This window comes from Streptomyces sp. NPDC058086 (assembly GCF_042885015.1).
GTDB lineage: Bacteria > Actinomycetota > Actinomycetes > Streptomycetales > Streptomycetaceae > Streptomyces.
On the sequence record NZ_JBHVST010000017.1, the window covers coordinates 39664 to 63016 of the forward strand.

The 23353-nt window shown below is 71.0% G+C and carries 27 protein-coding genes; 10 read left to right on the forward strand and 17 right to left on the reverse strand.

Going from position 1 to position 23353, the window contains the following annotated elements:
- Nucleotides 1-90: 90 nt before the first annotated feature.
- The 3 genes from ACFVWD_RS15925 to ACFVWD_RS15935 are packed head-to-tail and all read right to left on the reverse strand — an operon-like array spanning nt 91 to nt 1657.
- Complete coding sequence (locus tag ACFVWD_RS15925; RefSeq protein ID WP_389596570.1) at nt 91-675, reverse strand: RBBP9/YdeN family alpha/beta hydrolase; 585 nt, start codon at nt 673-675, stop codon at nt 91-93.
- A gap of 29 nt (nt 676-704) precedes the next feature.
- On the reverse strand, nt 705-1103 hold the full coding sequence (locus tag ACFVWD_RS15930; RefSeq protein ID WP_389596572.1) for a hypothetical protein: 399 nt from the start codon (nt 1101-1103) through the stop codon (nt 705-707).
- Nucleotides 1100-1657 carry a hypothetical protein gene (locus tag ACFVWD_RS15935; RefSeq protein ID WP_389596574.1) on the reverse strand — a complete coding sequence of 186 codons (558 nt, stop codon included), beginning with the start codon at nt 1655-1657 and terminating at the stop codon, nt 1100-1102. The genes ACFVWD_RS15930 and ACFVWD_RS15935 overlap by 4 nt, the downstream gene beginning before the upstream one ends.
- Before the next feature lie 317 nt (nt 1658-1974).
- Here ACFVWD_RS15935 and ACFVWD_RS15940 point away from each other — a divergent pair, with 317 nt between their 5' ends.
- Nucleotides 1975-2814 (forward strand): DUF1206 domain-containing protein, encoded by an 840-nt coding sequence (locus ACFVWD_RS15940; RefSeq protein ID WP_389596576.1) that lies wholly within the window; start codon nt 1975-1977, stop codon nt 2812-2814.
- Nucleotides 2815-2819: 5 nt separating this feature from the next.
- Here ACFVWD_RS15940 and ACFVWD_RS15945 read toward each other — a convergent pair whose 3' ends face one another.
- The 3 genes from ACFVWD_RS15945 to ACFVWD_RS15955 are packed head-to-tail and all read right to left on the reverse strand — an operon-like array spanning nt 2820 to nt 5100.
- On the reverse strand, nt 2820-3755 hold the full coding sequence (locus ACFVWD_RS15945; protein ID WP_389596578.1) for an ABC transporter substrate-binding protein: 936 nt from the start codon (nt 3753-3755) through the stop codon (nt 2820-2822).
- Nucleotides 3752-4423, reverse strand: a complete 672-nt coding sequence (locus ACFVWD_RS15950) for an ABC transporter permease (protein WP_389596580.1) — start codon at nt 4421-4423, stop codon at nt 3752-3754. The genes ACFVWD_RS15945 and ACFVWD_RS15950 overlap by 4 nt, the downstream gene beginning before the upstream one ends.
- Nucleotides 4420-5100, reverse strand: a complete 681-nt coding sequence (locus ACFVWD_RS15955; RefSeq protein WP_389596582.1) for an ABC transporter permease — start codon at nt 5098-5100, stop codon at nt 4420-4422. Before ACFVWD_RS15955 ends, ACFVWD_RS15950 begins: the two co-directional genes overlap by 4 nt.
- A gap of 161 nt (nt 5101-5261) precedes the next feature.
- On the opposite strand from ACFVWD_RS15955, the gene ACFVWD_RS15960 reads away from it, so the two are divergent.
- The 3 genes from ACFVWD_RS15960 (at nt 5262) to ACFVWD_RS15970 (ending at nt 7876) form a co-directional block, all read left to right on the forward strand.
- Nucleotides 5262-6053: an ABC transporter ATP-binding protein gene (locus tag ACFVWD_RS15960; RefSeq protein ID WP_389596584.1), complete on the forward strand. Its 792-nt coding sequence runs from the start codon at nt 5262-5264 to the stop codon at nt 6051-6053.
- A 3-nt stretch (nt 6054-6056) separates the two neighbouring features.
- The gene (locus tag ACFVWD_RS15965) at nt 6057-7367 is read left to right on the forward strand and encodes an FtsX-like permease family protein (protein WP_389596586.1); all 1311 of its coding nucleotides are present in this window, start codon (nt 6057-6059) and stop codon (nt 7365-7367) included.
- Nucleotides 7368-7498: 131 nt separating this feature from the next.
- Entirely contained in the window at nt 7499-7876 is a 378-nt protein-coding gene (locus ACFVWD_RS15970) for an ANTAR domain-containing protein (protein WP_389596588.1), read from the forward strand.
- A gap of 212 nt (nt 7877-8088) precedes the next feature.
- On the opposite strand, the gene ACFVWD_RS15975 is transcribed toward ACFVWD_RS15970, so the two are convergent.
- On the reverse strand, nt 8089-8883 hold the full coding sequence (locus ACFVWD_RS15975; RefSeq protein WP_389596590.1) for a SigB/SigF/SigG family RNA polymerase sigma factor: 795 nt from the start codon (nt 8881-8883) through the stop codon (nt 8089-8091).
- Between the two features lie 868 nt (nt 8884-9751).
- Here ACFVWD_RS15975 and ACFVWD_RS15980 point away from each other — a divergent pair.
- The 4 genes from ACFVWD_RS15980 to ACFVWD_RS15995 all read left to right on the forward strand — a co-directional run bounded on the left by ACFVWD_RS15980 (nt 9752) and on the right by ACFVWD_RS15995 (nt 12918).
- Entirely contained in the window at nt 9752-11014 is a 1263-nt protein-coding gene (locus ACFVWD_RS15980; protein WP_389596592.1) for an aromatic ring-hydroxylating dioxygenase subunit alpha, read from the forward strand.
- A gap of 4 nt (nt 11015-11018) precedes the next feature.
- On the forward strand, nt 11019-11354 hold the full coding sequence (locus tag ACFVWD_RS15985) for a hypothetical protein (RefSeq protein ID WP_389596594.1): 336 nt from the start codon (nt 11019-11021) through the stop codon (nt 11352-11354).
- Between the two features lie 89 nt (nt 11355-11443).
- Nucleotides 11444-12733, forward strand: a complete 1290-nt coding sequence (locus tag ACFVWD_RS15990; protein WP_389596596.1) for a cytochrome P450 — start codon at nt 11444-11446, stop codon at nt 12731-12733.
- The gene (locus ACFVWD_RS15995) at nt 12730-12918 is read left to right on the forward strand and encodes a ferredoxin (RefSeq protein WP_389596598.1); all 189 of its coding nucleotides are present in this window, start codon (nt 12730-12732) and stop codon (nt 12916-12918) included. The genes ACFVWD_RS15990 and ACFVWD_RS15995 overlap by 4 nt, the downstream gene beginning before the upstream one ends.
- A 48-nt stretch (nt 12919-12966) precedes the next feature.
- Here ACFVWD_RS15995 and ACFVWD_RS16000 read toward each other — a convergent pair whose 3' ends face one another.
- Nucleotides 12967-13278, reverse strand: coding sequence for a DUF1330 domain-containing protein (locus tag ACFVWD_RS16000; protein WP_389596600.1), 312 nt, complete (start codon nt 13276-13278; stop codon nt 12967-12969).
- Between the two features lie 76 nt (nt 13279-13354).
- Between ACFVWD_RS16000 and ACFVWD_RS16005 the strand changes: the two genes are divergently transcribed.
- Entirely contained in the window at nt 13355-14341 is a 987-nt protein-coding gene (locus ACFVWD_RS16005; protein ID WP_389596602.1) for an LLM class flavin-dependent oxidoreductase, read from the forward strand.
- Nucleotides 14342-14393: 52 nt separating this feature from the next.
- On the opposite strand, the gene ACFVWD_RS16010 is transcribed toward ACFVWD_RS16005, so the two are convergent.
- Together ACFVWD_RS16010 and ACFVWD_RS16015 are read right to left on the reverse strand one after the other, a co-directional pair.
- Nucleotides 14394-15230 carry an SDR family oxidoreductase gene (locus ACFVWD_RS16010; protein WP_389596604.1) on the reverse strand — a complete coding sequence of 279 codons (837 nt, stop codon included), beginning with the start codon at nt 15228-15230 and terminating at the stop codon, nt 14394-14396.
- A complete protein-coding gene (locus ACFVWD_RS16015; RefSeq protein ID WP_389596605.1) occupies nt 15227-15718 on the reverse strand; it encodes a VOC family protein in 492 nt (163 codons plus the stop codon). Before ACFVWD_RS16015 ends, ACFVWD_RS16010 begins: the two co-directional genes overlap by 4 nt.
- Nucleotides 15719-16023: 305 nt before the next feature.
- Between ACFVWD_RS16015 and ACFVWD_RS16020 the strand changes: the two genes are divergently transcribed.
- Nucleotides 16024-16818 carry a hypothetical protein gene (locus ACFVWD_RS16020; RefSeq protein ID WP_389596607.1) on the forward strand — a complete coding sequence of 265 codons (795 nt, stop codon included), beginning with the start codon at nt 16024-16026 and terminating at the stop codon, nt 16816-16818.
- A 66-nt stretch (nt 16819-16884) separates the two neighbouring features.
- On the opposite strand, the gene hypE is transcribed toward ACFVWD_RS16020, so the two are convergent.
- The 7 genes from hypE to ACFVWD_RS16055 form a co-directional block, all read right to left on the reverse strand.
- A complete protein-coding gene (hypE, locus tag ACFVWD_RS16025) occupies nt 16885-17874 on the reverse strand; it encodes a hydrogenase expression/formation protein HypE (protein WP_389596758.1) in 990 nt (329 codons plus the stop codon).
- A 91-nt stretch (nt 17875-17965) separates the two neighbouring features.
- Nucleotides 17966-19090, reverse strand: a complete 1125-nt coding sequence (gene hypD / locus ACFVWD_RS16030; protein ID WP_389596609.1) for a hydrogenase formation protein HypD — start codon at nt 19088-19090, stop codon at nt 17966-17968.
- Nucleotides 19087-19395 (reverse strand): HypC/HybG/HupF family hydrogenase formation chaperone, encoded by a 309-nt coding sequence (locus tag ACFVWD_RS16035; protein WP_054232499.1) that lies wholly within the window; start codon nt 19393-19395, stop codon nt 19087-19089. The genes hypD and ACFVWD_RS16035 overlap by 4 nt, the downstream gene beginning before the upstream one ends.
- A gap of 20 nt (nt 19396-19415) precedes the next feature.
- Nucleotides 19416-21896 (reverse strand): carbamoyltransferase HypF, encoded by a 2481-nt coding sequence (gene hypF, locus ACFVWD_RS16040; RefSeq protein WP_389596610.1) that lies wholly within the window; start codon nt 21894-21896, stop codon nt 19416-19418.
- Entirely contained in the window at nt 21893-22663 is a 771-nt protein-coding gene (gene hypB / locus ACFVWD_RS16045; RefSeq protein WP_389596611.1) for a hydrogenase nickel incorporation protein HypB, read from the reverse strand. Before hypB ends, hypF begins: the two co-directional genes overlap by 4 nt.
- A 3-nt stretch (nt 22664-22666) precedes the next feature.
- Nucleotides 22667-23062 (reverse strand): hydrogenase maturation nickel metallochaperone HypA, encoded by a 396-nt coding sequence (gene hypA / locus ACFVWD_RS16050; protein ID WP_389596613.1) that lies wholly within the window; start codon nt 23060-23062, stop codon nt 22667-22669.
- Nucleotides 23063-23241: 179 nt separating this feature from the next.
- Nucleotides 23242-23346 carry a DUF6893 family small protein gene (locus ACFVWD_RS16055; protein ID WP_388393894.1) on the reverse strand — a complete coding sequence of 35 codons (105 nt, stop codon included), beginning with the start codon at nt 23344-23346 and terminating at the stop codon, nt 23242-23244.
- Nucleotides 23347-23353 lie beyond the last annotated feature (7 nt).

Consider the following 23353-nt stretch of genomic DNA (forward strand, 5'->3'; position numbering starts at 1 on the left):
GGGTTGGGCGGGGGATACGGGTTGTTCGACGATGCAGGTCCGATGTGGCTGGGCGCGCAGTTCCCCGCGCCCCTTGGGGGCGCGCGCCCGTCACGAGAGGCGTACCTCGGGGGTCAGGCACCAGTCGAGGGCCGACGGCCAGGGGCCGTAGCCCGCGTCGAGGTCCAGGTGGGCGCCGCCGGGGATGACGTCGGTGTCGAGTTCGAGAGGTACGCCGTACTCCTTGGCCGCGCCGCCCGGGCAGTACGGGTCGTCGTCGGCGGCCACGAGCCGGGTCACGGGGGCGGCGGTACGCAGGTGCCCGGCGGTCGCGCCGGAACCGGCGAACCCGGCGATGTCCTCGTAGCCGGCCATGACCTCGTCGGACGGCGGTGCCACGAGAAGGACCCGGTCGGCGCGGGCCCGGCCGCGGGCCGCCGCGTGCAGCCACAGCGGGACGGCGAGGCTGTGGCAGACGACCACCCGTTCGTGCTCGTGCCCGAGGGAGTCGAGGTGGGCGTGGAGCCGGTCGAGCCACAACGCCAGGTCCGGGTGGTCGGGGTCCGGGAGCTGCGGGTAGGTGACGGCGTGGCCGCGGGCGGTCAGCTCGTTCGCCAGCCAGTGCTCCCAGTGGTCCACGGGGCGGTGGTTCTGCCAGCCGTGCAGGATGAGGAAGGAACGCGAGTTCGAAGTCACCCTTCATTATCGGCAAGAAGGGGGCGGGGTCAGGGCAGGGCGTTCTGCAGGTCGACGAGCACGGCGTGTGCCGGCTCGGCCGCTCCGGTGCCGTCACCGGTGGCAGCCCCCGTGGCCGCGCCGGCCGCCACCGATGCGAGTACGGCCCCGATCCGACCCAGCAGACCGCGCAGGCGTCCCAAGTCCGGCTGCGACCGGGCGGCCTCCGCCAGAGCGGCCTGCGCGTCCTGGCGCACGGCGGTCTCGTCCTCGGCGGCCAGGCCGAGCGTCTCCAGCGCCGCGAGCACCGACCGCACGGCCTCGGCGAGCCGGGCGCTCTCCCCCTCGTCGGCCGTCACATACTGCCGCTGGGCGACGTTGTGACCGCCGATCGCGATCTGGCTGCCGTGAATGGGCCCGTGGAACTGGGCACCGCCCGAGCTCGTCAACGCACGCCTCCCGAACCGGAGTTCTCTTCCGCCGCGTTGCCGACGACACCGAGGACAGCCTCCAGGCGAGCGGCCAGGGCCGACAGACGGGCGGTGAGAGGGCGGCCGCCGGGCTGCCGAGCCAGGCAGGCGAGGATCTGCTCGACGGCCCCGCGGACACGCGCCTCATTGATCGGGGGGCGGGCCAGCTCCACCTTGATCACCGCTGCGGCCTGCCGAATGACGTACTGCGAGTGGAGGTCCAGCCCCAGCCGATCGACCTCGACCCGCAGGGTTTCCACCACCTGTACGGGGTCGGCACGCCGCGCAGACTGGAACTGCGCCCGGTAGAACTGCTCGGGCCGTACGTCGGTCCGATTCTGGGTCACATTCCCTTGGGAGTCGATCGCCACCTGGCTGCCGGTGATCGGGCCGAAGACGTAGACCAACGGAGTCGTCGGCTCGTCGGGATGCAGGGGGCTGATCTGCTCGGGACTCGGCTCACGGGCCAGGCGCAGCAACCTGTCGTAGTCGGCGTAATCGATGAACGGGAGCACGGCCGAGTCATCTCGCACGCGCCGAACCGCCTGTTCCCGGCTGGTCGGCTGCCTCACCGATGCCTCAGCCTCCTGCCCCTGGCTGGTCGGCTGCGTCACTTCCGGCTCAGTCTTGGTGGTGGGCCGGGACGTGGCCTCGGCCTGAGTCGACGTGCTCCGAGTCCGGAATCGCGCACCGCCCATGAGAACCCCCCCGTGGCAAAGCACCTATCTCAAGCGTAGCGAGCCAAGGGCCGGGAGGAAGGCCCCATCCAGCACCGGAATACCGCAATCTGGCCACTTCCGCACACGTGTGTCTCTCCGATGCGAGGGCACCCGTTCCGCGGGAGGTCCACATGAACGCAAGTACGGCGGCACGGACCGGACGCGTCGAGGCTCGGCGCGCGGCGAGGGGCCCGGTGATGGAGTACGCCGCCCGGGCGGGGCTGACCGCTCGGGGCGTGATCTACCTGCTGGTCGGTGTGCTGGCGCTGCGGATCGCCTTCGGGGACGGGAAGAACCAGGCGGACCGCAACGGCGCCGTCGCGAAGATCGCGCAGCAGCCCTTCGGCGCGGTGCTGCTGTGGGCGCTGGGTGCCGGACTCGTCGGCATGGCGCTGTGGCGGCTGTCCGAGGCGTGCTTCGGTTCCGCCGGAGCGGACGGCCGGGCGGCGAAGAAGCGGCTGCTGTCGGCCGTACGGTTCGTGTTCTACGCCTTCGTCGCCTACTCGGTGCTGTCGTTCACGGCGGGCTCGGGCAGTGGTGGGCAGGGTTCGAGCGACCGGCAGTCGCGGGATGTGACGGCCAAGGTGCTCGATCTGCCGGCGGGGCAGTGGATCGTCGGCGCCGCCGGAGTCGGCATCGTCGTGGCGGGTCTGCTGATCGGCGGGCGGGCCGTGTCGCGCAAGTACCACAAGAAGCTGAAGCTCGGTCAGATGTCGGCGCGCACGCGACGGCTGGTGGATGTGACCGGCGTGGGCGGCGGCGCGGCGCGCGGGCTGGTGTTCGCCGCGGCGGGCTGTTTCGCCGTGCGCGCGGCGATCGACTACGAACCCGACCGGGCGAAGGGGCTGGACGACACGATCCGCTCGTTCGCCCACTCCCCGGCGGGACCGTGGCTGCTGGTGTGCGTCGCCGCCGGACTCGTACTGTTCGGTCTGTTCTCCTTCGCGATGGCGCGCTGGCGCCGGGTCTGAGGGCGTCACTTCAGCAGGCCCTTGTCCTTCAGATAGGTCCGCGCCACGTCCTCGGGCAGCCGTCGCCAGCTGTCCACCTGCTGGTTCATCGATGCCAGGTCCGCGGTGGTGAGTACGTCGTTGAGCTTGCCGAGTGCCTTGGTGACACCCTCGCCACCGGCGCGCGAGCGGTTGACGACGGGCACGATGTAGTCGGCGTTCTGCAGGTGTCTGTCGTCGGCGAGGAGGACGAGACCGAACTCGTCGAGCGTCGCGTCCGTCGTCGTGGTCAGGACCATCTGGTCCTGACCGCTCTGCACGGCCCGCTTCGCCTGGGTGGTGCCCACACCCTTCGGGTCGACGCCGGTGATGTCGATGCCGTACGTCTTCTTCAACCCGGGCTCGCAGTAGGGCCGTTGGACGCACTCGTCGCCCGCCGCGAGCCGTACCGGAAGGCGGGACGCGCCGAGGTCGCTGAGCGTCTTCAGGTGATGCTGCCGGGCGTACGCCGCCGTCACCGCGAAGGCGTTCTGGTCGACGGCCCTGCCCGGGTCGAGGACGGTGAGGCCGCGCGGTGTGGCGAGCGACCGGAGCGCCTTCATCGTGGTGGCGAGGTCGGGTGAGCCGACTGGCGGCGCGCCCGCACCGTGGGTCTTGGCGTTCAGCCAGTCCGCGAAGGTGGCCGCGTACTCCGGTACGACGTCGATCTGACCGGATTCCAGGGCGGGTTCGTAGAGTTCGCGGTTGGCGACCGTCAGCATGGAGGTCTTGTATCCGGCCTGGCCGAGCAGCAGCGCGTACATCTGGGCCAGCAGGTCGCTCTCGGTGAACCCCGCCGAGCCGATGGTCAGGCGCTTGCTGTCGCCGGGCGGCGCGGTGACCGCACCGCGGTTCTCCAGGGACGGGCCGGTGCCGCAGCCGGTCAGCAGGACCAGGGTCAGCGCGGCGCCGCCTCGCCTCATCGGATGCCCCTCGCCCAGCGCGGTGCCAGCCGTTCGGCGATCTCGAAGATCCCCTCGACGATCAGGGCGAAGACGGCGACGAGGATCGCGCCGGCGACGACCTGCGGGGTGCTCGCCAGATTGAAGCCCGCGGTGATGATCCGGCCGAGTCCGCCGCCGCCCGCGAGCGCGGCGATCGTGGCGGTCGCGACGAGTTGGACCGCGGCGATCCGTACGCCGTTCATGACCATCGGGAGCGAAAGGGGCAGTTCTACATGAAACAGCATCTGTCGGCCGGTCATCCCCATGCCCCGCGCCGAGCGCACCACGCTCCGGTCGACCTCGCGCATCCCGACGTAGGCGTTGGTGAGCAGCGGCGGTACGGCGAAGAGGACCAGCGCGACGACGGTCGGACCCTCGCCCCACTTGCCGAGCGGGGTGAGCAGCAGGAGGACCAGTACCGCGAAGGTGGGGACGGCGCGGCCGATGTTGGAGATGTTGACGGCGAGCGCGCCGCCCTTGCCCAGGTGGCCCAGGACCAGGGCGACGGGCAGCGCGATGAGGCAGCTGATGACGAGGCAGACGACGGTCAGGACGAGGTGCTGGGCGAGGCGGTGCCAGACGCCGTCGTCCCCGGACCAGTGCGCGGGGTCGCCGAGCCAGTCCCAGGCCCCGGTCAGGGTGCTCACCCGCGGGCCGCCCGGGTCCAGGGGGTGATCAGCCGCTGCACCGCGAGCAGGAGGAGGTCCGCGGCTACGGCGATGACGACGCAGAGTACGGACGCGGTGAGGACCTGCGCCTTGAAGTAGGTGTTCATGCCCGCGTAGATGAGGTTGCCGAGCCCCCCGAAGCCGACGATCGCGCCGACCGTCACCAGTGAGACGGCCGAGACGGTGGCGATGCGCAGTCCGGCCATCGATGCGGGCACCGCCAGCGGCAGTTCCACGGTGAGCAGGAGGCGGATGGGCCCGTATCCCATGCCGCGGGCGGCCTGCCGGGTCTCCTCGGGGACGGCGCGCAGGCCCGCGAGGATGTTCCGGACGAGGAGGGTCAGCGAGTAGAGGACGAGTCCGGAGACGACCAGCGTGGCCGACAGCCCGTACACGGGCAGGAGCAGCGAGAACATCGCGAGGGACGGGATGGTGTAGAGGATCGTGGTGACCGCGAGGACGGGTCCGGCCGCCCAGCCCCAGCGACGGGCGAGGACGGCCAGCGGCACCGCGATGACGAGTCCGACGAGCACGGAGACCGCCGTGAGCTGAAGGTGCTGGACGACCGCGTCCAGGAGGATCTGGCGGCGCGTTCTCAGATACTCACCGCAGATCCACTCGTTGCGGGCGAGACAGTCGTCCGGGGGCGCGGTCACGCGTCCATTCCATCCGGGGCGGGCGGGAGAAGGCGCGTTCTGGTGACCCGTACGGGGTGTCACTGGGTACACCCCGCGATACGGGTTCTGCGCCCCATGTGGGTCGGGCGTTCGCTCCGTAGCGTCGTGAGTGAGGCACAGGGCGTGCCGGACGGAGAGTGATGACGATGTTTCGCCGCACCTCGCGACGTACGAACGAATCGGAACCGGCCCAGGAGGCGCTGCGGCTGGTCAAGGTCGCGAAGACCTACGGTGCCGGGGAGAGCGCCGTGACCGCGCTGGACGGGGTGAGCCTCGGCCTGGCGCGCGGCAGCTTCACCGCGGTCATGGGGCCCTCGGGGTCCGGCAAGTCCACGCTGCTGCGGTGCGCGGCCGGGCTGGAGCGGCCCGACAGCGGCATCGTGCGGGTCGACGGAGTAGAGCTGGCGGAAGGCGGTGAGGCCGAGCTGACGAAGTTCCGGCGCGGCCGGATCGGTTTCGTCTTCCAGCAGTACAACCTGCTTCCGACGTTGACCGTCGCCCAGAACACGATCCTGCCGCTGAAGCTCGCGGGGCGGCGCGTCGACCGGGCCCGGGCGCGGGAGATTTTGACGGCGGTCGGTCTGGGCGACCGGCTCGGCAGCCTGCCGGACCAGCTCTCCGGCGGGCAGCAGCAGCGGGTGGCGATCGCTCGGGCGTTGGTCGCCGAGCCTCGGGTGATCTTCGCGGACGAGCCGACCGGCGCCCTCGACAGCCGCAGCGCACGGGATGTGCTGCGGCTGCTTCAGGAGGCGGTACGGGTGCACGGCAGGACGGTCGTCATGGTGACGCACGACCCCCTCGCCGCCTCGTACGCCGACGCGGTCGTGTTCCTCGCGGACGGGCGGATGGCCGGCCATCTGCACGCGCCGACGGCGGACGCTGTGGCCGAGCGCCTGGCACACCTCGGCGATGACACGAGGGTGGGGGTGTGAGCCGTGTTCGCTCTGGCCCTGCGTTCCCTCCGGCAGCGCCCCGGGCGCGCCACGGCGACCCTGCTGTCCGCCTTCCTCGGCGCGGCGGTCGTCATGACCTTCAACTCCCTGCACGACACGGCCGCGCAGCCGGGCGTGGACTCCGTGAGCGCGGGTTCGCTGTCCACCGCGGCGGGCGTCGTCGGCGGCTACGGCACCCTGCTGGTGTTCTTCGCGATCGCCTCGACCCTGACGGTGAACGTCCGTCAGCGCGGCGCCGAGATGGAGCTGCTCAGGTGCTCCGGGGCGACTCCCGCGCAGATCGGGCGGATGGTCGTGGGGGAGGCGGTGGCGATCGCCCTGGTGGGCGCGGTACTGGCGATCGGTCCGGCGATGCTCGGCGGACGCGCCCTGCTGGGCGTCTTCCAGGACAGCGGCCAGGTCGCCCGGACCGTCGACCACTCCTTCGGCCCCGTCGCCCTCGGGTCGGGCATCGGCATCACGGTGGCGGCCGCGGCGGGCGCGGCGTTCCTCGCGGTGCGGCGGGTGACGCTCCGCCGTCGCCCCAGGAATCGGGCACGGACGTTCCTCGCCTATGCGGCTCTGCTCGTCGGTGGGGCGGCGGTCTGTTCCACCTTCGCGTTCTCGGCCGAGGACGCCGCGCTGATGGCGCCTCCCGCGTACGGGGCGGTCCTGCTGTCCGTGGGGTGCGCGCTGCTGGCGCCGCGGCTGTTGGAGGGCCTGCTCGACCGGCTGCCCCTGGCGGGCCCGAGCGGGTATCTGGCCGTACGGAACCTGCGTCGGCGTGCCGCGGAGATGTCCGGTGTCCTGATGCCGCTGATCCTCTTCACCTGCATGGCGTCGGCGACGCTGACCATGCAGGCGGTCGAGAGTGACGCGATCAGGGCCTCCGGTGTTGCGAAGTCGGTCGATGCGAAGAACCTCGAGACGCTCAACCTCACGGTCGTCGGCATCATCGTGGTCTTCTGCTGCGTCATGCTGATCAACTCCCTGTACGCGTCGACGACTTACCGCGGCCGGGAGTTCGGGCAGCAGCGGCTGGCGGGTGCCACGCCGGGGCAGGTGCTCGGGGTGGTCGGTGCCGAGGGACTGATCCTGACGGTGACGGGCGTCTTCTTCGGCACCCTGGCCGGGCTCGCCGGGGTCCTGGCGTTCAGCGCCGTGCGCACGGGCTCCCCGTGGCCGGGCCAGGGACCTGGCATCTGGCTCGCCGTCGTCGCGGTCGCGGCGGCCGTGACCCTGGGGACCGTCCTGTGCACGGCCCGCCGCACCCTGCGGACGTCGGCCGTGGCGGCGGTGACCCTGGTCGCGTGAGCGGGGGGCGGACTGTGGGGGCGGTGGCGGACTGTGGGGCGATGCGCACTGGCACCTGGCCGGCCGAGTGGCCACGATGGACTCGGCGGACGACGGTTTCCGCCGCCAGGATCCAGGCCCCGGAGGGGACGATGACGTCAGACGCCCGTTCGGGAAGCGCCGAACCGTGCGAGGCCGCGCAGGAGTCGGCCTCCCCCTCCGGCACGCAGGACCGGATCGTCGAGTTGCGGGAAGAGGTCGACCAGCTGAAGGAAGCCGTCACCTCGCACGCCACGGTGGACCAGGCCATCGGCATGATGGTCGCCCTCGGCCGGGTGTCGCCCGACCAGGGCTGGGCCGTCCTCCGGGAAGTCTCACAGCACACGAACATCAAGCTGCGCACTGTCGCGGAAATGATTCTCGTCTGGGGGCGGCAGGGAGATCTGCCGCCCGATATTCGCGCGGCCCTGGAGGACACGCTCGACAAGTACGGGCCCACGCAAATCCCCGACACTCCCCCCGCCCCGTAGCCGCGGAATTTGTTTGGATCTGATCCACCCAGGTAGTTCGAAGAGAGGTGGCCCGCTGGCCAACCACTCCCGGGAGGGTTCGGCAGTGAGCTCGCCTCCGACCGCCCGGACGGGGCAACCCCCCGGGCGGTCGGGTGTCGCCCACGGCCCAGACAGGCCTGACGCCGCAGGGCCCGCCCTCCGGGCGGACGACGGGAATTTGACGACAGGCCCTAGGCCGCATCGGCGAGCACCTGTTCGCGCAGGGTGGAGCAGCAGTCGCTGAGGAGGCGGGAGACGTGCATCTGCGAGATGCCGAGTTGATCGGCGATGCAGCTCTGCGTCATACCCTGGAAGAAGCGCAGGTAGAGGATGGTCCGCTCGCGCTCGGGGAGCTCGTACAGGGCCGGTTTCACCGACTCGCGGTCGATGACCAGGTCGAATCCGGTGTCGGGCGCGCCCAGCGCGTCGTTGAGCGCGTAGCCGTCGTCCCCACCCGGCAGTTCGGCGTCCAGGGAGAGGGCGGAGAAGCTGTCCAGGGCCTCGAGACCGGTGCGTACCTCGTCCTCGCTCAGGTGCGCGTACGCGGCGATCTCGGCGACGGTGGGCCGTTGGCCCTGCATCGTCTGCGACAGGTCCTTGAGGGCCGCGCGCACTCTGTTGCGCACGTCCTGGACGCGGCGCGGGACGTGCAGGGTCCACATGTGGTCGCGGAAATGGCGTTTGATCTCGCCGGTGATGGTGGGGACGGCGTAGCTCTCGAAGGCGTTGCCGAGCTCGGGGTCGTAGCGGTCGACGGCCTTGACGAGGCCCAGCGCGGCGACCTGGTTGAGGTCCTCGACGGACTCGCCCTTGCCCCGGTAGCGACCGGCGACACGTTCCGACATGGGCAGCCAGGACCGGATGATCTCCTCGCGCAGCGCCTGCCGCTCGGGCCCGGCGGGCAGGCCGGCGAGGCGGACGAACGCCGCGGCGGTGTCGGGTGCGTCGTCGTGGGGGTGTCGCTTGGTGCCGGACGTCATGCGCATGGTGCTCACAACTCCCTCAGGGGTTGCCGACGGGGCAGTCCCCATGGGAGGGCAAGCACAAAAGAACCGGACGGGAGACACCGGCGATCTGGCGAACCAGCTCCCACAGACGTGCCTCCTGTCCGAAGCACTAAGGTGACAATTCCCTCATATCGGTCAGCCAAACAATTCGCGAACATTCCCCGGAGGATCACCCAAAGAACGTGACACCGGGCGAGTGGACGATTCTGGAGCGTCACGAATCGTCCGCGAATCCATATCCGTACGCCATCCGCGCGGCGTGAATTCGCCGCGCAAAATCCGCACGATCCACGAACGCTCCGCCAAGCAATTCACCGCGTAATACGCCGTACGAAACGAGCGATTCGGCGCCGGATTCGCGATGCGGATCCGAGGCGGGGCACGCCGACACCCGCGGCGAGCCGACCCGCCGGAACAACGCGCGCACGAGTCGCCCGCCACAGGCCGGTCACCGCGACTTCGCGGCCGCGGCGGCCGTCCCGAACGTCTGCCGCGCGGACGTCGACGGCCCTTGAGGACGGGCTTCAGGGCGGGCTTCAGGACGGGCTTCAGGGCAGGCGCACCGAAATAGCGGGGCGTGATGCCGACATGCCCAATTCGGATGACCGGCCGAGGTGTTGCCGTCCACGCCGCGCCGGCGCCCCGGCGACCTGCACCTCTCACCCCGCCGCGGCGAGAGGCACCACGGCCGCATCGCCCCGCGCGTGACCCCGGAATCACCTGGACCCCCACCGACCGTTGACGGGGCGGCCACACCGTGGAAATCTAATACTCAATGACGAGAATGGAATTCTCACCCGCGCGATCGTGACTGTTCAGGCAACGCCCGTATCGGAGGACTGACGCGATGGCCCTTTATCCGAAGCCGGCCGAGGGCAGCTGGACCGAGCACTACCCGGACCTGGGAACGGGAGTGGTGTCGTACGAGGACTGCGTCTCACCCGAGTTCTACGAAGTCGAGCGCGAGGCGGTCTTCAAGCGGGCCTGGCTGAACGTCGGTCGGGTCGAGGACCTGCCGCGCAAGGGGAGTTACTTCACGAAGGAGATCGAGGTCGCCGACACGTCGGTCATCGTCGTGCGCGATCTGCGGGGCCAGGTACGGGCGTTCCACAACATCTGCCGGCACCGGGGCAACAAGCTGATGTGGAACGACTTCCCGCGTGCGGAGACCCGTGGGTCGTGCCGGGCGTTCACCTGCAAATACCACGCGTGGCGCTACGACCTCACCGGCAAGCTCGCCTTCGTCCAGCAGGAGAGCGAGTTCTTCGACCTGGACAAGGACGACTACGGCCTGCTCCCGGTGCACTGCGAGGTATGGGCGGGGTTCGTCTTCGTCAATCTGGCGAAGGAACCGGAGCAGACCCTGCCGGAGTTCCTCGGCCCGATGATCACGCCGCTCGAAGGCTACCCGTTCGACCGGCTGACCGAGCGCTACGACTTCCGCGCCGACGTCCACTGCAACTGGAAGGTCTTCCTGGACGCCTTCCAGGAGTACTACCACGTGCCCGTGCTGCACTCGCAGGAAGCCACCCCGGCGGCCCGGCCCAGGATGAACGGCTTCGAGGCACCGCACTACCAGCTCGACGGCCCGCACCGCATGGTCACCACCTCGGGCGCACCCCGCCGGCTGTGGCCCGCCGACTACCAGTACCCCATCGAGATCGCCACGCGCAGCGGCCTGTTCGGCCCCTGGGACGAGCCCGACCTGGGCACCGAACCGGGCGGAACCAACCCGGGCAAGGTCAGGAAGTGGGCCATGGACAACTTCCAGATCTTCCCGAACATGGAGATCCTGATCTGGGCGAGCGGCTGGTACCTCGCCTACCGCTACTGGCCGACCTCGTACCACACGCACCGCTTCGAGGGCACGCTGTTCTTCCCGAAGGCCACGACCGCCAGTGAGCGCGCCGCCCAGGAGTGCGCGGTCGTCATGTTCAAGGAGTTCGCGCTCCAGGACGCCGGCACCCTCGTGGGCACCCAGCGGGCGCTGGAGTCACGGGCGGCCCGCGACGACTTCCCCCTGGGCGACCAGGAGTTGCTGGTACGGCACTTCCACAGGTCGATCGCCGACTGGGTCGAGGAATACGAGCGCAAGACCGCGGGGGTGTGAACCGGTGTCCGACACCCTCCTGCCCGAGGCGTTCGCGGAGCTTGAACCCTTCGCCGCGACCTGGTGCCTGGCCACCGAGCCCGAGCGCTACGAGCGCCGCCTGGCGAGCGACATGACCGAACTCCAGGCGCTCTACGACGTCGGGTTCCCCCGCATCGAGGAAGCGCTCGCGTACTGCGACAAGTTCCCGCTCGACGCGCTGCCCGACCGGGCACGCCGTCTCCTCGAACTGGTGCATTCGATCATCATGGTGTCGATGTGCGTCGAAATCTGGCACCAGCCCAGGGTGGTCGACGGCGCCGACGCCGAGATCCACCGCGTCGCCGAACCACTGCCCTGACCCGCTCGACGGCCGCCCGAGCCCAGCCGACCCACCATTCACGACCACCGGGACACACCCGCCCGGTGCCGAAGGGAGCGTTGCACACGGTGAACGACTTCGAGGCGATGAACTTCTTCCGGGACGACGGGCTCGTCGCGGACCCCTACCCGTACTTCGAGGCGATGCGCGGCAAATGTCCCGTACAGCGCGAGAGCCACCACGACGTGGTGATGGTGACGGGGTACGACGAAGCGGTTCAAGTGTTCAACGACAGCGAGACGTTCTCGTCGTGCCTCTCGGTGACCGGCCCCTTCCCGGGGTTCCCCGTCCCGCTCGAAGGGGACGACGTGACCGAGCTCATCGAGCGGCACCGTGCCGAACTCCCCTTCAGCGACCAGCTTCCGACCCTCGACCCGCCGACGCACACGGACCACCGCGCGCTGCTGATGCGGCTGATCACACCGAGACGCCTCAAGGAGAACGAGGCGGCGATGTGGCGGCTGGCCGACCGTCAGTTGGACACGTTCCTCGCCCAGGGCGAGGGCGACTTCATCAGCGGTTTCGCGGGCCCGTTCACCCTGCAGGTCATCACCGATCTGCTCGGCGTGCCCGACGAGGACCGCGAGGAGTTCGTCAGGGGGCTGGAGCACCGGCCGCAGACGGATGGCGGTGTGGGCAGCACGGAACGGGAGATGGAGCACACGCCGCTGGAGTACCTGTACGAGCGGTTCGCGTCCTATGTCGAGGAACGGCGCCGCGAACCGCGCGACGACGTGCTCTCCGGTCTGGCCGCGGCGACGTTCCCGGACGGCTCGACACCCGGCGTCGCCGATGTGGCCCGGGTGGCGACCAATCTCTTCGCGGCGGGCCAGGAGACCACGGTCCGGCTGCTCAGCTCCGCCCTCAAGCTGCTCGTCGAGCGCCCAGAGCTGCAGCGGCGACTGCGCGAGGAGCGCGACCTCATCCCCAACTTCATCGAAGAGGCGCTGCGGGTGGAGAGCCCGATCAAGGGCGACTTCCGGCTGTCCAGGGTGCCGACCACGGTGGGCGGTGTCGACCTTCCGGCCGGCACCACGGTGATGGTGCTGAACGGGGCCGCGAACCGCGACCCCCGCCACTTCGAGGAGCCGGACACCTTCGACCCCTCCCGCGCCAACGCCCGCCACCACATCGCGTTCGGACGGGGCATCCACACCTGCCCCGGTGCGCCGCTGGCCCGTGCCGAGGGCCGGGTGGCCATCGAGCGGCTCCTCGACCGCACGGCCGACATCAGGCTCTCGGAGCGCGTGCACGGCCCCGCGGGCGAGCGCCGGTACCGCTACATCCCGACGTACATCCTGCGCGGTCTGACCAACCTGAACGTCGAGTTCACCCTCGCCGAGGAGCCGGCGCGGTGAAGGCGAAGGTCGACGAGGACCGCTGCCGGGGACACGGGGTCTGCTGGTCGCTCTGCCCCGAGGTGTTCGACCTGACCGACGACGGCTACGCGGTGGTGCTCACGCCGGAAGTACCCGTCGAGTTCGAGGACACCGTGCGTACGGCGATGGGCAGTTGCCCCGAGCGCGCCATCGCGCTGGACTGACGGTCGTGGCCCGCGCCCCCCCTGCGGGCCCCGCCCCGGCCCCCACCGTCACGCGGTTCGCGCCGGCAGATCGAAACCCGAGACCAAGACCACGTTGCAGTCGGCCGCGGCCTGCCGCAGCGGCTTCGCCTCCGCGTACGCGTCCGACTCGTACCAGGCACGCGCCGCTTCCACGGACTCGAATTCGAGGACGACCGTACGGTTGCCGTGCCAGCTGCCCTCCAGGACCTGGGGCCCTGTATCCACCGCCAGGACGGCGGCCCTGCCCTGCGCGATCGATCCCGCGGACGCCCGGCCGTAGGCCTCCATTCCGGCCTCGTCCTTGATGGCCTCGGTGAGGATGACATACCCCTTGGGCATTGGTTCTCCTTCATATCGATTATATCGATGAGCAATATTTTATGACGGTAAGTCAATTACGAGAGGAAAATGAGTTATGCGGGATCTCGAACTGTCCTGCGGGCTCCCGCCGGGCCCGGACTTCGCGGACCTCGCCGTACTGGCCGAGGAGCTCGGCTACTCCAGGGTGTGGATCTACGATTCGGCGCCGCTGTGGGAGGACCCCTTCGTCCATCTCGCCCTCGCCGCGCGGCGGACGACCCGCATCGGGCTCAGCACGGCCGTCCTCATCCCCGGCCAGCGGTCGGTCATGACCATGGCTTCCGGCATCGCCACCGTCGCCCGCGTCTCCGGCGGGCGCTTCCGGGCGTGCTTCGGTACGGGGTTCACGGCCCGGCTCGCGGTGGGCCGGCGTCCGATGACGCTGGACGCCCTCGCGGACTACATGACGGCCCTGCGCCGGCTGCTCGCCGGGGAGACGGCGATCGCGGACGGCAAGCCGGTGCGGATGCTGCACGCGGGCGGCCTCACCGCCTCGCGACCGATTCGGGTCCCGCTCTGGATCAGCGTGTTCGGTCCCCGGGGCACGGCGCTGGCCGAGAAGGTGGCCGACGGCGTCATCGGACCTCCGCACCCCGCGCTCCCGACCGCGACCATCATCTCCGGCACCGTGCTCGACCCCGGCGAGGACCGCGACTCGGACCGCGTCCTGAAGGCGATCGGAGCGTGGCGGGTCGTCGACTGGCACAACGCGTACGCCAAGGGCGGCGCCGAGGCGGTCGACGCCCTGCCCGGGGGCCGGGCCTGGCGGGCGGCCCTCGAGGAACTCGCCCCCGAGGACGAACGCCATCTGCTCACCTTCGAGGGCCATGTCACACACCTCCCCGACCGCGACCGCCGGCTCCTCGGCCATATCGACCTCAAGACGATGGTCGGCGACGCGGCCCGGGTCGGCAGAAGCCTGGCGCGGCTCGCCGACCTCGGCTTCCATGAGGTCGTCTACACGCCGAGCGGGCCCGACGTCGCCCGCGAACTGCGCGCCTTCGCCACCGCCCACCGGCAGCGGCCGATGGCGGACCACTGAACTCACGGGAGCTCACGGGCACTCACGAGGCCGCATGCGCGCTCGTACGAACTCACTTGCGGTCGGCTCGTGTCCGGACGGCGGCGCACACACCGCCGTCCACGAGAAGGTCGATCCCGCTGAGGAAACCGGCCTCGGACGACAACAGGAAGGCGACGGCCGCGGCGACGTCCTCGGACCGCCCCTGCCGGCCGAGCGGGGTCTGCCGCAGCAGCAGCTCCATCCCCGGATGGCTCGCGGATTCCCGCCGCCCCTGAGGAGTGTCGATCAGCCCGGGGGACACCGAGCAGACACGGGCACCGAGCGGCCCGATGCGCACCGCCTCGCGCTGGACGAAGCGGTGCACCCCGCGCTTGGCCCACGCGTACGCGATACCGGTGTCCTCGATGCCCGGCCCGACGGCCTCGTGGACGCGGTCGAGGAACCGCTCGTCGAGCGGGTCGTCCAGCACGGCGTCGACGGCCGGGTCGGGGTCGGTGCCGCCGAGCAGCGGGGCCATCGACGCGAAGCACACCAGGGCCGTGCCCTCGGTGGCGAGCGGGCGGAGCGTCCGGGCCAGCAGCGCGGTCCCGACCAGGTCGACGGTGAAGATACGACGCCAGTCGGCCATGGTGGGCGAGATGCCCGCGGCGTGGGCGACGGCGCGCAGGGTGCCCAGTTCGCCGACGCGTGCGGCGAGCCCGGCCAGGCCCTCGGCATCGGTGATGTCGAGGACGAACAGCTCGACGACGGCGCCCCGGCCGGTGGCGGACAGGTCCTTGGCCGCCGCGGTCACGGTCGCCTCGTCCCGGTCGACGAGAAGCAGCCTGTCCACCTGGTCGGTGAGCCGCTGCGCGCAGGCCAGCCCCATCCCTCGGCCGGCACCGGTGACGATCCCGACGGTCGTCATGCGCTCATCCCCCAGAACCGCTCCAGGCTCTGCTGCGCCACCCGGCTCACCAGCTCGACGCGGTAGCCGCTGGCCGGGCTGCGGAGGAACGCGAACGGGGCGCCGTCGGCACCCTTGCGCGTCGCCTCCCGGACGAACCCCTGGCGTTCCAGTTCGGCGGCGTCCGCGGCGACGTCGTCGGACCAGTAGCCGACGTGATGGACGGCGCCGTCGGCCGCCGGCTCCCACAGGGTCCCCGGGACGCGCCGGACGATCTCGAGGCGGGGTGTCGTCGTCGAGAACACGCACCCGAGCTCGACCACCGCGACTCCGTCCGGCAGCGTGACCGGGACCGGTCCGCTGATCTCGCCGCACCACTTGTACCCGAACAGGGAGGAGAACTCGGCCAGGGTCGTCTCGAAGTCCTCGACGACGATGCCGAGATGGAACTGGTCCTGAGCCTTCAGCACCCTGCCGACGGCCGCCTGCCCGTACTCCGTCGCTTCCAACGTGTCTCCCTCGTCATTGAGTTCAACCACCACAAAGAAGTTCATTCTTCGAAATGAGAATGATGTTCTCACGCGTGGTCGGGAAGCGCAATGGAAGGGCGGGAGGGGCCGTCGCGATGCCCGGCGACGACCTTTCTTCGTACCATCGGATCCGTGTCGTATCCCAACGGATCCGGGGGTCGCGGCACGGGTGTTCAGGTTGTGTTCAGGTCCGTCGCGGGTCCTGGCAACTCCTGCACCAGAAGCCCCAAAGCAATGGCAAAGAACCCTGTGACCAGGGCAGTTCGTCATGCCATCGTGCGGGCATGAGCACAGAGCACCTCACCCGCCGTCGTCGCGCCGCGGGCCCCACCCATCTGGCGAGCAAGGTCCCGGAAGTCACCGTCTACTTCTGGGTGATCAAGGTGCTGACCACCGGCATGGGTGAGACCGCCTCGGACCTCCTCGCCAAGACGCTCGGGCCGATCCCCGCCGTCGGCCTCGGTGGCTTGGCCCTCGTGGTGGCGCTCTCCGTCCAGCTCAGGGCCCGTCGCTACGTCGCCTGGATCTACTGGACGGCGATCGTGATGGTCAGCGTGTTCGGCACCATGGCCGCGGACGTCCTGCACGTCGGCCTGGGTGTCCCGTACACGATCTCCACCCCCTTCTTCATGGCCGCCCTGGCAGCCGTGTTCGCCGTCTGGTACGCCAGCGAGAAGACCCTCTCCATCCACAGCATCCACACCCGCCGCCGCGAGCTCTTCTACTGGGCCACCGTGCTGGCCACCTTCGCGCTCGGTACCGCCGCCGGTGACCTCTCCGCCACGATCGGCCTCGGCTACCTCGGTTCGGCCGTGCTGTACGCCGTCGCCATCGCCGTCCCGGCCGTCATGCACAAGTGGGGCGCGCTCAACGCGGTGGCCGCCTTCTGGACCGCGTACGTCATCACCCGCCCGCTCGGCGCCTCGGTCGCCGACTGGATGGCCCTGAGCCACGCGCGCGGCGGCCTCGACCTCGGGCTGGGACCGGTCACCCTGTCCTGGACCGTCGCCATCATCGGCTTCGTCGGCTACCTGGCCGTGTCCCGCAACGACATCGGGGACGCCGAGCGCCTCGCGTAGGACACCGGTCGCGCGGGCGGCTCGGGCCATCAGTTCATCTCGCCCGCGCCGCCGTCCCGCCAGGCGTCAGCAGATCCTCGGCAGCTGTTCCCCGATCGGCAGGTCGACCACCCGGGTACCGCCCAGCCCGGTGCGGGCCACCACCATGCCCCGATGGGCGTCCACGACCTCGCCGATGACCCTGGACTCCGTACCCAGCGGGTGCGCCCGCATGGCGTCCAGGACGGCGTCGGCGTGTTCACGGGGCACGAACGCCACCAGCTTGCCCTCGTTGGCCACGTACATCGGGTCGAGGCCCAGGACGGCGCAGGCGTTGGCGACGGCCGGCGGGACAGGGACGTCACGCTCCCGGATGACGACGCCGGTGCCCGAGGCCACCGCGATCTCGTTCAGGGCGGCGGCCAGCCCGCCCCGGGTGGGATCACGCAGCACATGCAGATCCGGGGTGACAGCGAGCATGGCGTCGACCAGACCGCCGAGCGCCGCACAGTCGCTCTCGATCTCCACCCCGAACTCCAGGCCCTCGCGCACGCTCATGATCGCCACGCCGTGCACGCCGATCGCACCACTGACCATCACGACATCGCCGGGCACGACCCGCTGCGGGCGCAGGTCGACGCCCGCCGGGATGAGCCCGATACCGGCTGTGTTGATGAAGATCCCGTCGCCGTGCCCGGCCTCGACCACCTTGGTGTCACCGGTCGCGACCTCGACACCCGCGGTCCGCGCCGCCGCGCCGAGCGCCTCGGCCACGCGGGCGACGGTCTCCATCTCGACGCCCTCCTCCAGGATGAAGCCGCAGGAGAGGTAGGCGGCCCGGGCGCCGCTCATGGCGAGGTCGTTGACGGTGCCGTTGACGGCGAGGTCACCGATACTGCCACCGGGGAAGAACAGTGGCCGCACCACGAAGGAGTCGGTGGAGAAAGCCATCCGGACACCGCCCATCGACACAGCCGCGGCGTCGCCCAGCTGAGCGAGCACGTCACCGCCGAACGCGGGCGCGAAGACGTGTTGGACGAGTTCGGCGGACAGAGCTCCGCCTCCCCCGTGGCCCATGACGATCCGCGGCTGGTCGCGCAGCGGGGCCGGGCAGGTCCAGGCGGCGGGGTCGAGTACGGGCGTACGGAGTTCGGTGGTGCCGGTGGTCTCAGACAACGGGGGTCGCCTCCCGGGGCGCGGGGGTGAGGTCCAGGCGCCGGTAGAGGTAGTACGCGGCGCAGGCGCCCTCGCTGGAGACCATGGTGGCGCCGAGCGGGGTGCGGGGGGTGCAGAGCGTGCCGAACGCCTCGCACTCGTGCGGCTTGAGCAGTCCCTGCAGGACCTCGCCGCTGCGGCAGGCGGCCGGTTCGCGGGTCTGGATACCGTCGACCGAGAAACGGTACTCGGCGTCATACTCCCGGTACTTCGGGGACAGCCGCCAGCCGCTGTCGGGGATCACCCCGATGCCGCGCCAGGCCCGGTCGGTGACCTCGAAGACGTCCTCCAGCATGGCCCGCGCGGCCGGGTTCCCCTCCGGGCGGACGGCACGGGGGTAGGCGTTGTCGACGGTGTGTTCGCCGCGCTCCAGTTGCGCCACGGTCCGGCGTACGCCTTCGAGGATGTCCAGGGGTTCGAATCCGGTCACGACGATCGGGACGCGGAAGCGCTCCGCCAGTTCCGGGTACTCCCCCACCCCCATCACGCTGCACACATGCCCGGCCGCCAGGAAGCCCTGGACGCGGCAGGTCGGTGACTGCATGATCGCCTCGATGGCGGGCGGTACGCGGACGTGGGACACCAGCAGGCTGAAGTTCGGGATGCCGAGCTTGCGGGCCTGATACACCGTCATCGCGTTGGGCGGCGCAGTCGTCTCGAAGCCGATGCCGAAGAAGACGACCTCGCGGTCGGGGTTGTGCTGGGCGACCCGCAGGGCGTCGAGCGGCGAGTACACGACGCGCACGTCGCCGCCCGCGCCCCGCACCTGGAACAGGTCCCGACCCGTGCCGGGCACTCGGAGCATGTCGCCGAAGGAACAGAAGATCACCCCGGGCCGGGAGGCGATCTCCAGCGCCTTGTCGATGACCTCCAGCGGGGTCACACACACCGGACACCCCGGCCCATGGATCAACTCGACCTGGTCCGGCAGGAGTTGGTCGATGCCGTGCCGGATGATGGTGTGCGTCTGTCCACCGCAGACCTCCATCAGCGCCCATGGCCTGGTCACCGTGGAGTGGATGTCGTCGAGCAGCCGACGTGCCAGGTCGGGGTCCTGGAACTCGTCGATGTACTTCACTTCCGCGCCTCCTCTCCCGCGGACGGCAGGGCCTCGCCCGCCTCCGCGGCCATCTCCCAGGGGTCGCCGAACTCCTCCTGCAGCAGGCCGAGGGTGGCGAACAGTTCGAGCGTCTGCTTCGCCGACTCCTCGTCGAGGCGCTGCAGGGCGAATCCGACGTGCACGATGGCGTACTCGCCGACCTGGAGGTCGGGCAGGTACTCCAGGCACACCTCCTTGACCACACCGCCGAAGTCGACGTTGGCCATCCGGGTGCCGTCCCGTTCCTCGATGTCCAGCACTCTGCCGGGTACCGCCAGGCACATGAGCCTCTCCTCGCTGTTGGTCAGTCGTTGGCTCGGGTACGGTCCTCGGCGCGCGCGGCCACCACGAGCTGCCCGAGCGCCAGACCGCCGTCGCCCGGCGGGACCAGGTGGTGGCGCAGGACCGTGAACCCGTCCGCGCCCAGGGCCGCCGCGCAGGCGGAGGACAGCAGGGAGTTGGCGAACACCCCGCCGGTCAGGGCCACCGTCTCGACCGCGTGCCGTTCGCGGGCCAGCACACAGACGCGGTGCACGAGCGCGGCGACGGCCCGGTGGAAACGTGCCGCGACAACGGCCGGTCCGGCACCCGCGCGCACGTCCTCCACGATCGCCCCGAACACCGGTGCGGGATCCGCGAGGACGAGGCCCTCGTCCACACCGCCGCGTGAACCCTGTGCGGGGCGGGCGCCGCCGCCCGGCCCCGGGCCGGTCACCGCCGGTGTCGCACTGTCGGTCAGTCCTGCCGGTCGCAGGGCGAACGCATACGCGACAGGGTCCCCGGCGGGAGCCCGCAGTGCCACGGCCTCCAGCTCCATCGCCGCCTGGGCCTCGTAGCCGGCCGCGTGGCAGACGCCCGCGAGGGAGGACACCGCGTCGAAGAGGCGGCCCATGCTGGAGGTGGGGACGCAGTTCAGGTGGCGCTCCAACTGCCGCTCCAGCACGCGCCGTTCGTCGGGCGGGCAGGCGCTCACGCAGGCCAGCTCGTCCGACCACTCGATCCCCGCCGCGCGCAGATGCGCGAGCGCCATCCGGTACGGCCGCCGCACCGCCGCGTCACCGCCGGGCAGCGGCACATACGCGAGGTGTCCGAACCGGGTGAAGCCGTCGTAGTCGGCGAGCAGGATCTCCCCGCCCCACACCGCCCCGTCGTCGCCGTAGCCCGTGCCGTCGAAGGCGACCCCGATCACCGGCCGGCTGCCGTCCAGCCCGTGTTCGGCCATCGCAGCGGCGACATGGGCGTGGTGGTGCTGGACGCGTACGACGGGCCGACCCGCCGCGTTCCGGTCGGCCCAGCGCGCCGAGCGGTATCCGGGGTGCCGGTCGGCCGCGAGCAGTTCGGGGCGTACGGGGGTGATGGACCCCAGTTGGGCCACGGCGCGTTCGAAGGCGTGCTGGGTGGCGAGGTCGTCCATGTCGCCGATGTGGGCGGACAGCCAGGCCCGGCGGCCCTCGCCAAGGCAGAGCACGTTCTTCAGGTCCCCGCCGACGGCGAGGGCCGGGCGCACCGGGACCGGCAGGGTCAGCGGCAGGGGCGCGTAGCCGCGGGCGCGACGCAGCGGCAGCAACTCGCCGTCGCACAAGCGCACCACGGAGTCGTCGCACGGCACATGGATCGGCCGGTCGTGGGTGAGCCAGCCGTCGGCCAGCCCCGCCAGCCGCTCCAGCGCCTCCCCGTCGTCGGTGACGATCGGCTCACCGGACACGTTGCCGCTGGTCATGACGAGCAGCGGGGGTCCCTCGGGGTCGCCGGGCAGTCCGAACAGCAGGTGGTGCAGGGGGGTGTACGGCAGCATGACGCCGAGGTCGGGGCTGCCGGGCGCGACGGAGTCGGCGGGCCGTGGTGCCCCCGCCACGGGTACCTCCCTGCGGCGGCGCAGCAGCACGATGGGGCGGATGGCGCCGGCGAGCAGGCTCCGCTCCTCGGCACTGATCCGTACGAGGTGCCAGAGGTCGTCGAGGCTCCGGGCCATCACGGCGAAGGGTTTGTCCCCTCGGGCCTTGCGGCGGCGCAGCAGCGCGACGGCTTCGGGGTTCGTGGCGTCGCAGGCCAGGTGGTAGCCGCCGAGGCCCTTGACCGCGAGGATCGCGCCGCCCGCCAGGAGCCGGCGGGCCTCGGCGACCGGGTCCGCTCCGGCGGCGGGCTCCGGAGGACCGCTCACGCCCGGTCGGGGGACGAGCAGCCGCAGTCGCGGGCCGCAGGCCGGGCAGGCGACGGGTTGCGCGTGGAAGCGACGGTCGGCCGGATCCGCGTACTCGCGGGCGCAGGCGGAGCACATCGGGAAGCCGGCCATGGTCGTGTGGGAGCGGTCGTAGGGCAGGCCGGTGACGATGGTGAACCGGGGGCCGCAGTGGGTGCAGTTGATGAAGGGGTGGCGGTGGCGCCGGTCGGCGGGATCGGCGAGTTCGCGCAGGCATTCGGCGCAGGTGGCCGTGTCCGGCGGAATCAGGGTGCCCGCCGGTCCGCCCGTGCGGGAGGCGAGGATGGTGAACGCGGCGTCACCGGTGACGGGTACGTCGTCGTGGTGTACGGAGTCCACGCGGGCCAGCGGCGGTGCCTGGAGGGCGATGCGGTCACAGAACCGGGCGACGGCCGAGGGGACGCCCTCGACCTCCGCGATGACACCCTCGGGGGTGTTGGTGACATGGCCGGACAGTTCGAGGCCGGTGGCGAGCGTGTAGACGTACGGGCGGAATCCGACGCCCTGCACCACACCCCGTACGGTGACCCGTCGGCGCAGTGGTGTCCCGTCGGCGACGGCGGCCGGGGAGGGTGGATTGCTCACGAGTGGGAGTGGGCCATGGCGCCGGTGCCGTGAGGGTGCTCATGGCCGTGGTGATGGTGGGTGGGTGAGGCGCCGTCAGGTCGGCGTGCCATGACGGGCTCGTGGAGCGGGGCGCCGTCCGCGGCCGCCAGTGCCCGGTCGAGCAGGGCGCCGACGCCCCGGTCCCGGCGGGCCGAGGTCAGCAGCACGTCCACTCCGGGGTTGACCCGCTCGACGTTCGCGCGGAACGCCGTCTCGTCGAACTCGACGGCCTCGGCGATGTCGGTCTTGGTGACCACCACCAGATGGGCGAGGCCGAAGGCGGTGGGGTACTTGAGCGGCTTGTCCTCGCCCTCGGTCACGGAGGCGAGTACGACTCTCAGGGTCTCCCCGAGGTCGTAGGAGGCCGGGCAGACGAGGTTGCCGACGTTCTCGACGAACAGCAGCCGGGTGTCGTCGGGCAGCCATCCCTCCAGGTGGCGGCCGAGCATCCCGGCCTCCAGGTGGCACAGCCCGTCCGTGAGGACCTGCTTGACCGGGACGCCCGAGCGGGCCAGCCGCTGCGCGTCGTTCTCGGTGGCGAGGTCGGCGGTGAGCGCCGCGACGGGCACGGACCGCTCCCGCGCGAGCCCCAGTTCCCTCTCCAGCAGGGCGGTCTTGCCGCTGCCGGGGCTGGAGAGGAGGTTGACGACCGTGGTGCCGCGGGCCGCAAGGCCGGCGCGCAGGGTGTGCGCGGTCTCGTCGTTCTTGGCCAGGACGGCCTGTTGCAGGTCGACCACACGACACATAGTTCAGCGCTCCTCGGAGATCGGTTCGCGGGGGTGGGCGTGCGCCGGGCCGTCCTCCCACCGCACGCTGAGGATCTGGAGTTCCCGGCCCGCCAGTAGCTCTGTGGTGGCTCCGCCGCACCGCGGGCAGGTCAGAGCGGGCGGCATGCCGACGGCCCATTCGTGCGCGCAGGGTGCGCAGCGGGCCCGTCCCGGCACGGCTTCGGTGACCAGTTCGGCGCCCTCCAGCACGGTTCCGGCGCAGGCCAGTTCGAAGCAGAAGGAGAGGGCGTCGGGTACCACACCGGCCAGCTCGCCCACCTGAAGCCGTACCGAGCGCACGGCCGTGACGTCACCGGCCCGCTGCGCCGCCTCTTCGACCTGGCCGATCACCGCCATCGCGAGGGACATCTCGTGCATCGACCGGTCTCCGTCTCGGGCAGGGCGTCCGCCGCCCCTCATTAGAGGGGAGGCGTCCGAGGGCGGCGGACCGGCACGCCGTCGCCGGCCGGCCGCGTACGCCGTTCGCCGCAACAGCACGGCACGGCGCGCGTGGCAGGGGGCGTACAACCGGAGGGCGTACGACCCGGGGCGTCGGCTCACATGCTCCGGATCCGCAGATAGCGTCTGAGGTCGGGCAGGATCTGCACGAGGACGGCGGTGACAGCGGCGGCCAGCGCGCCGCCGACGAGGGTCTTGATCATGGCTTCT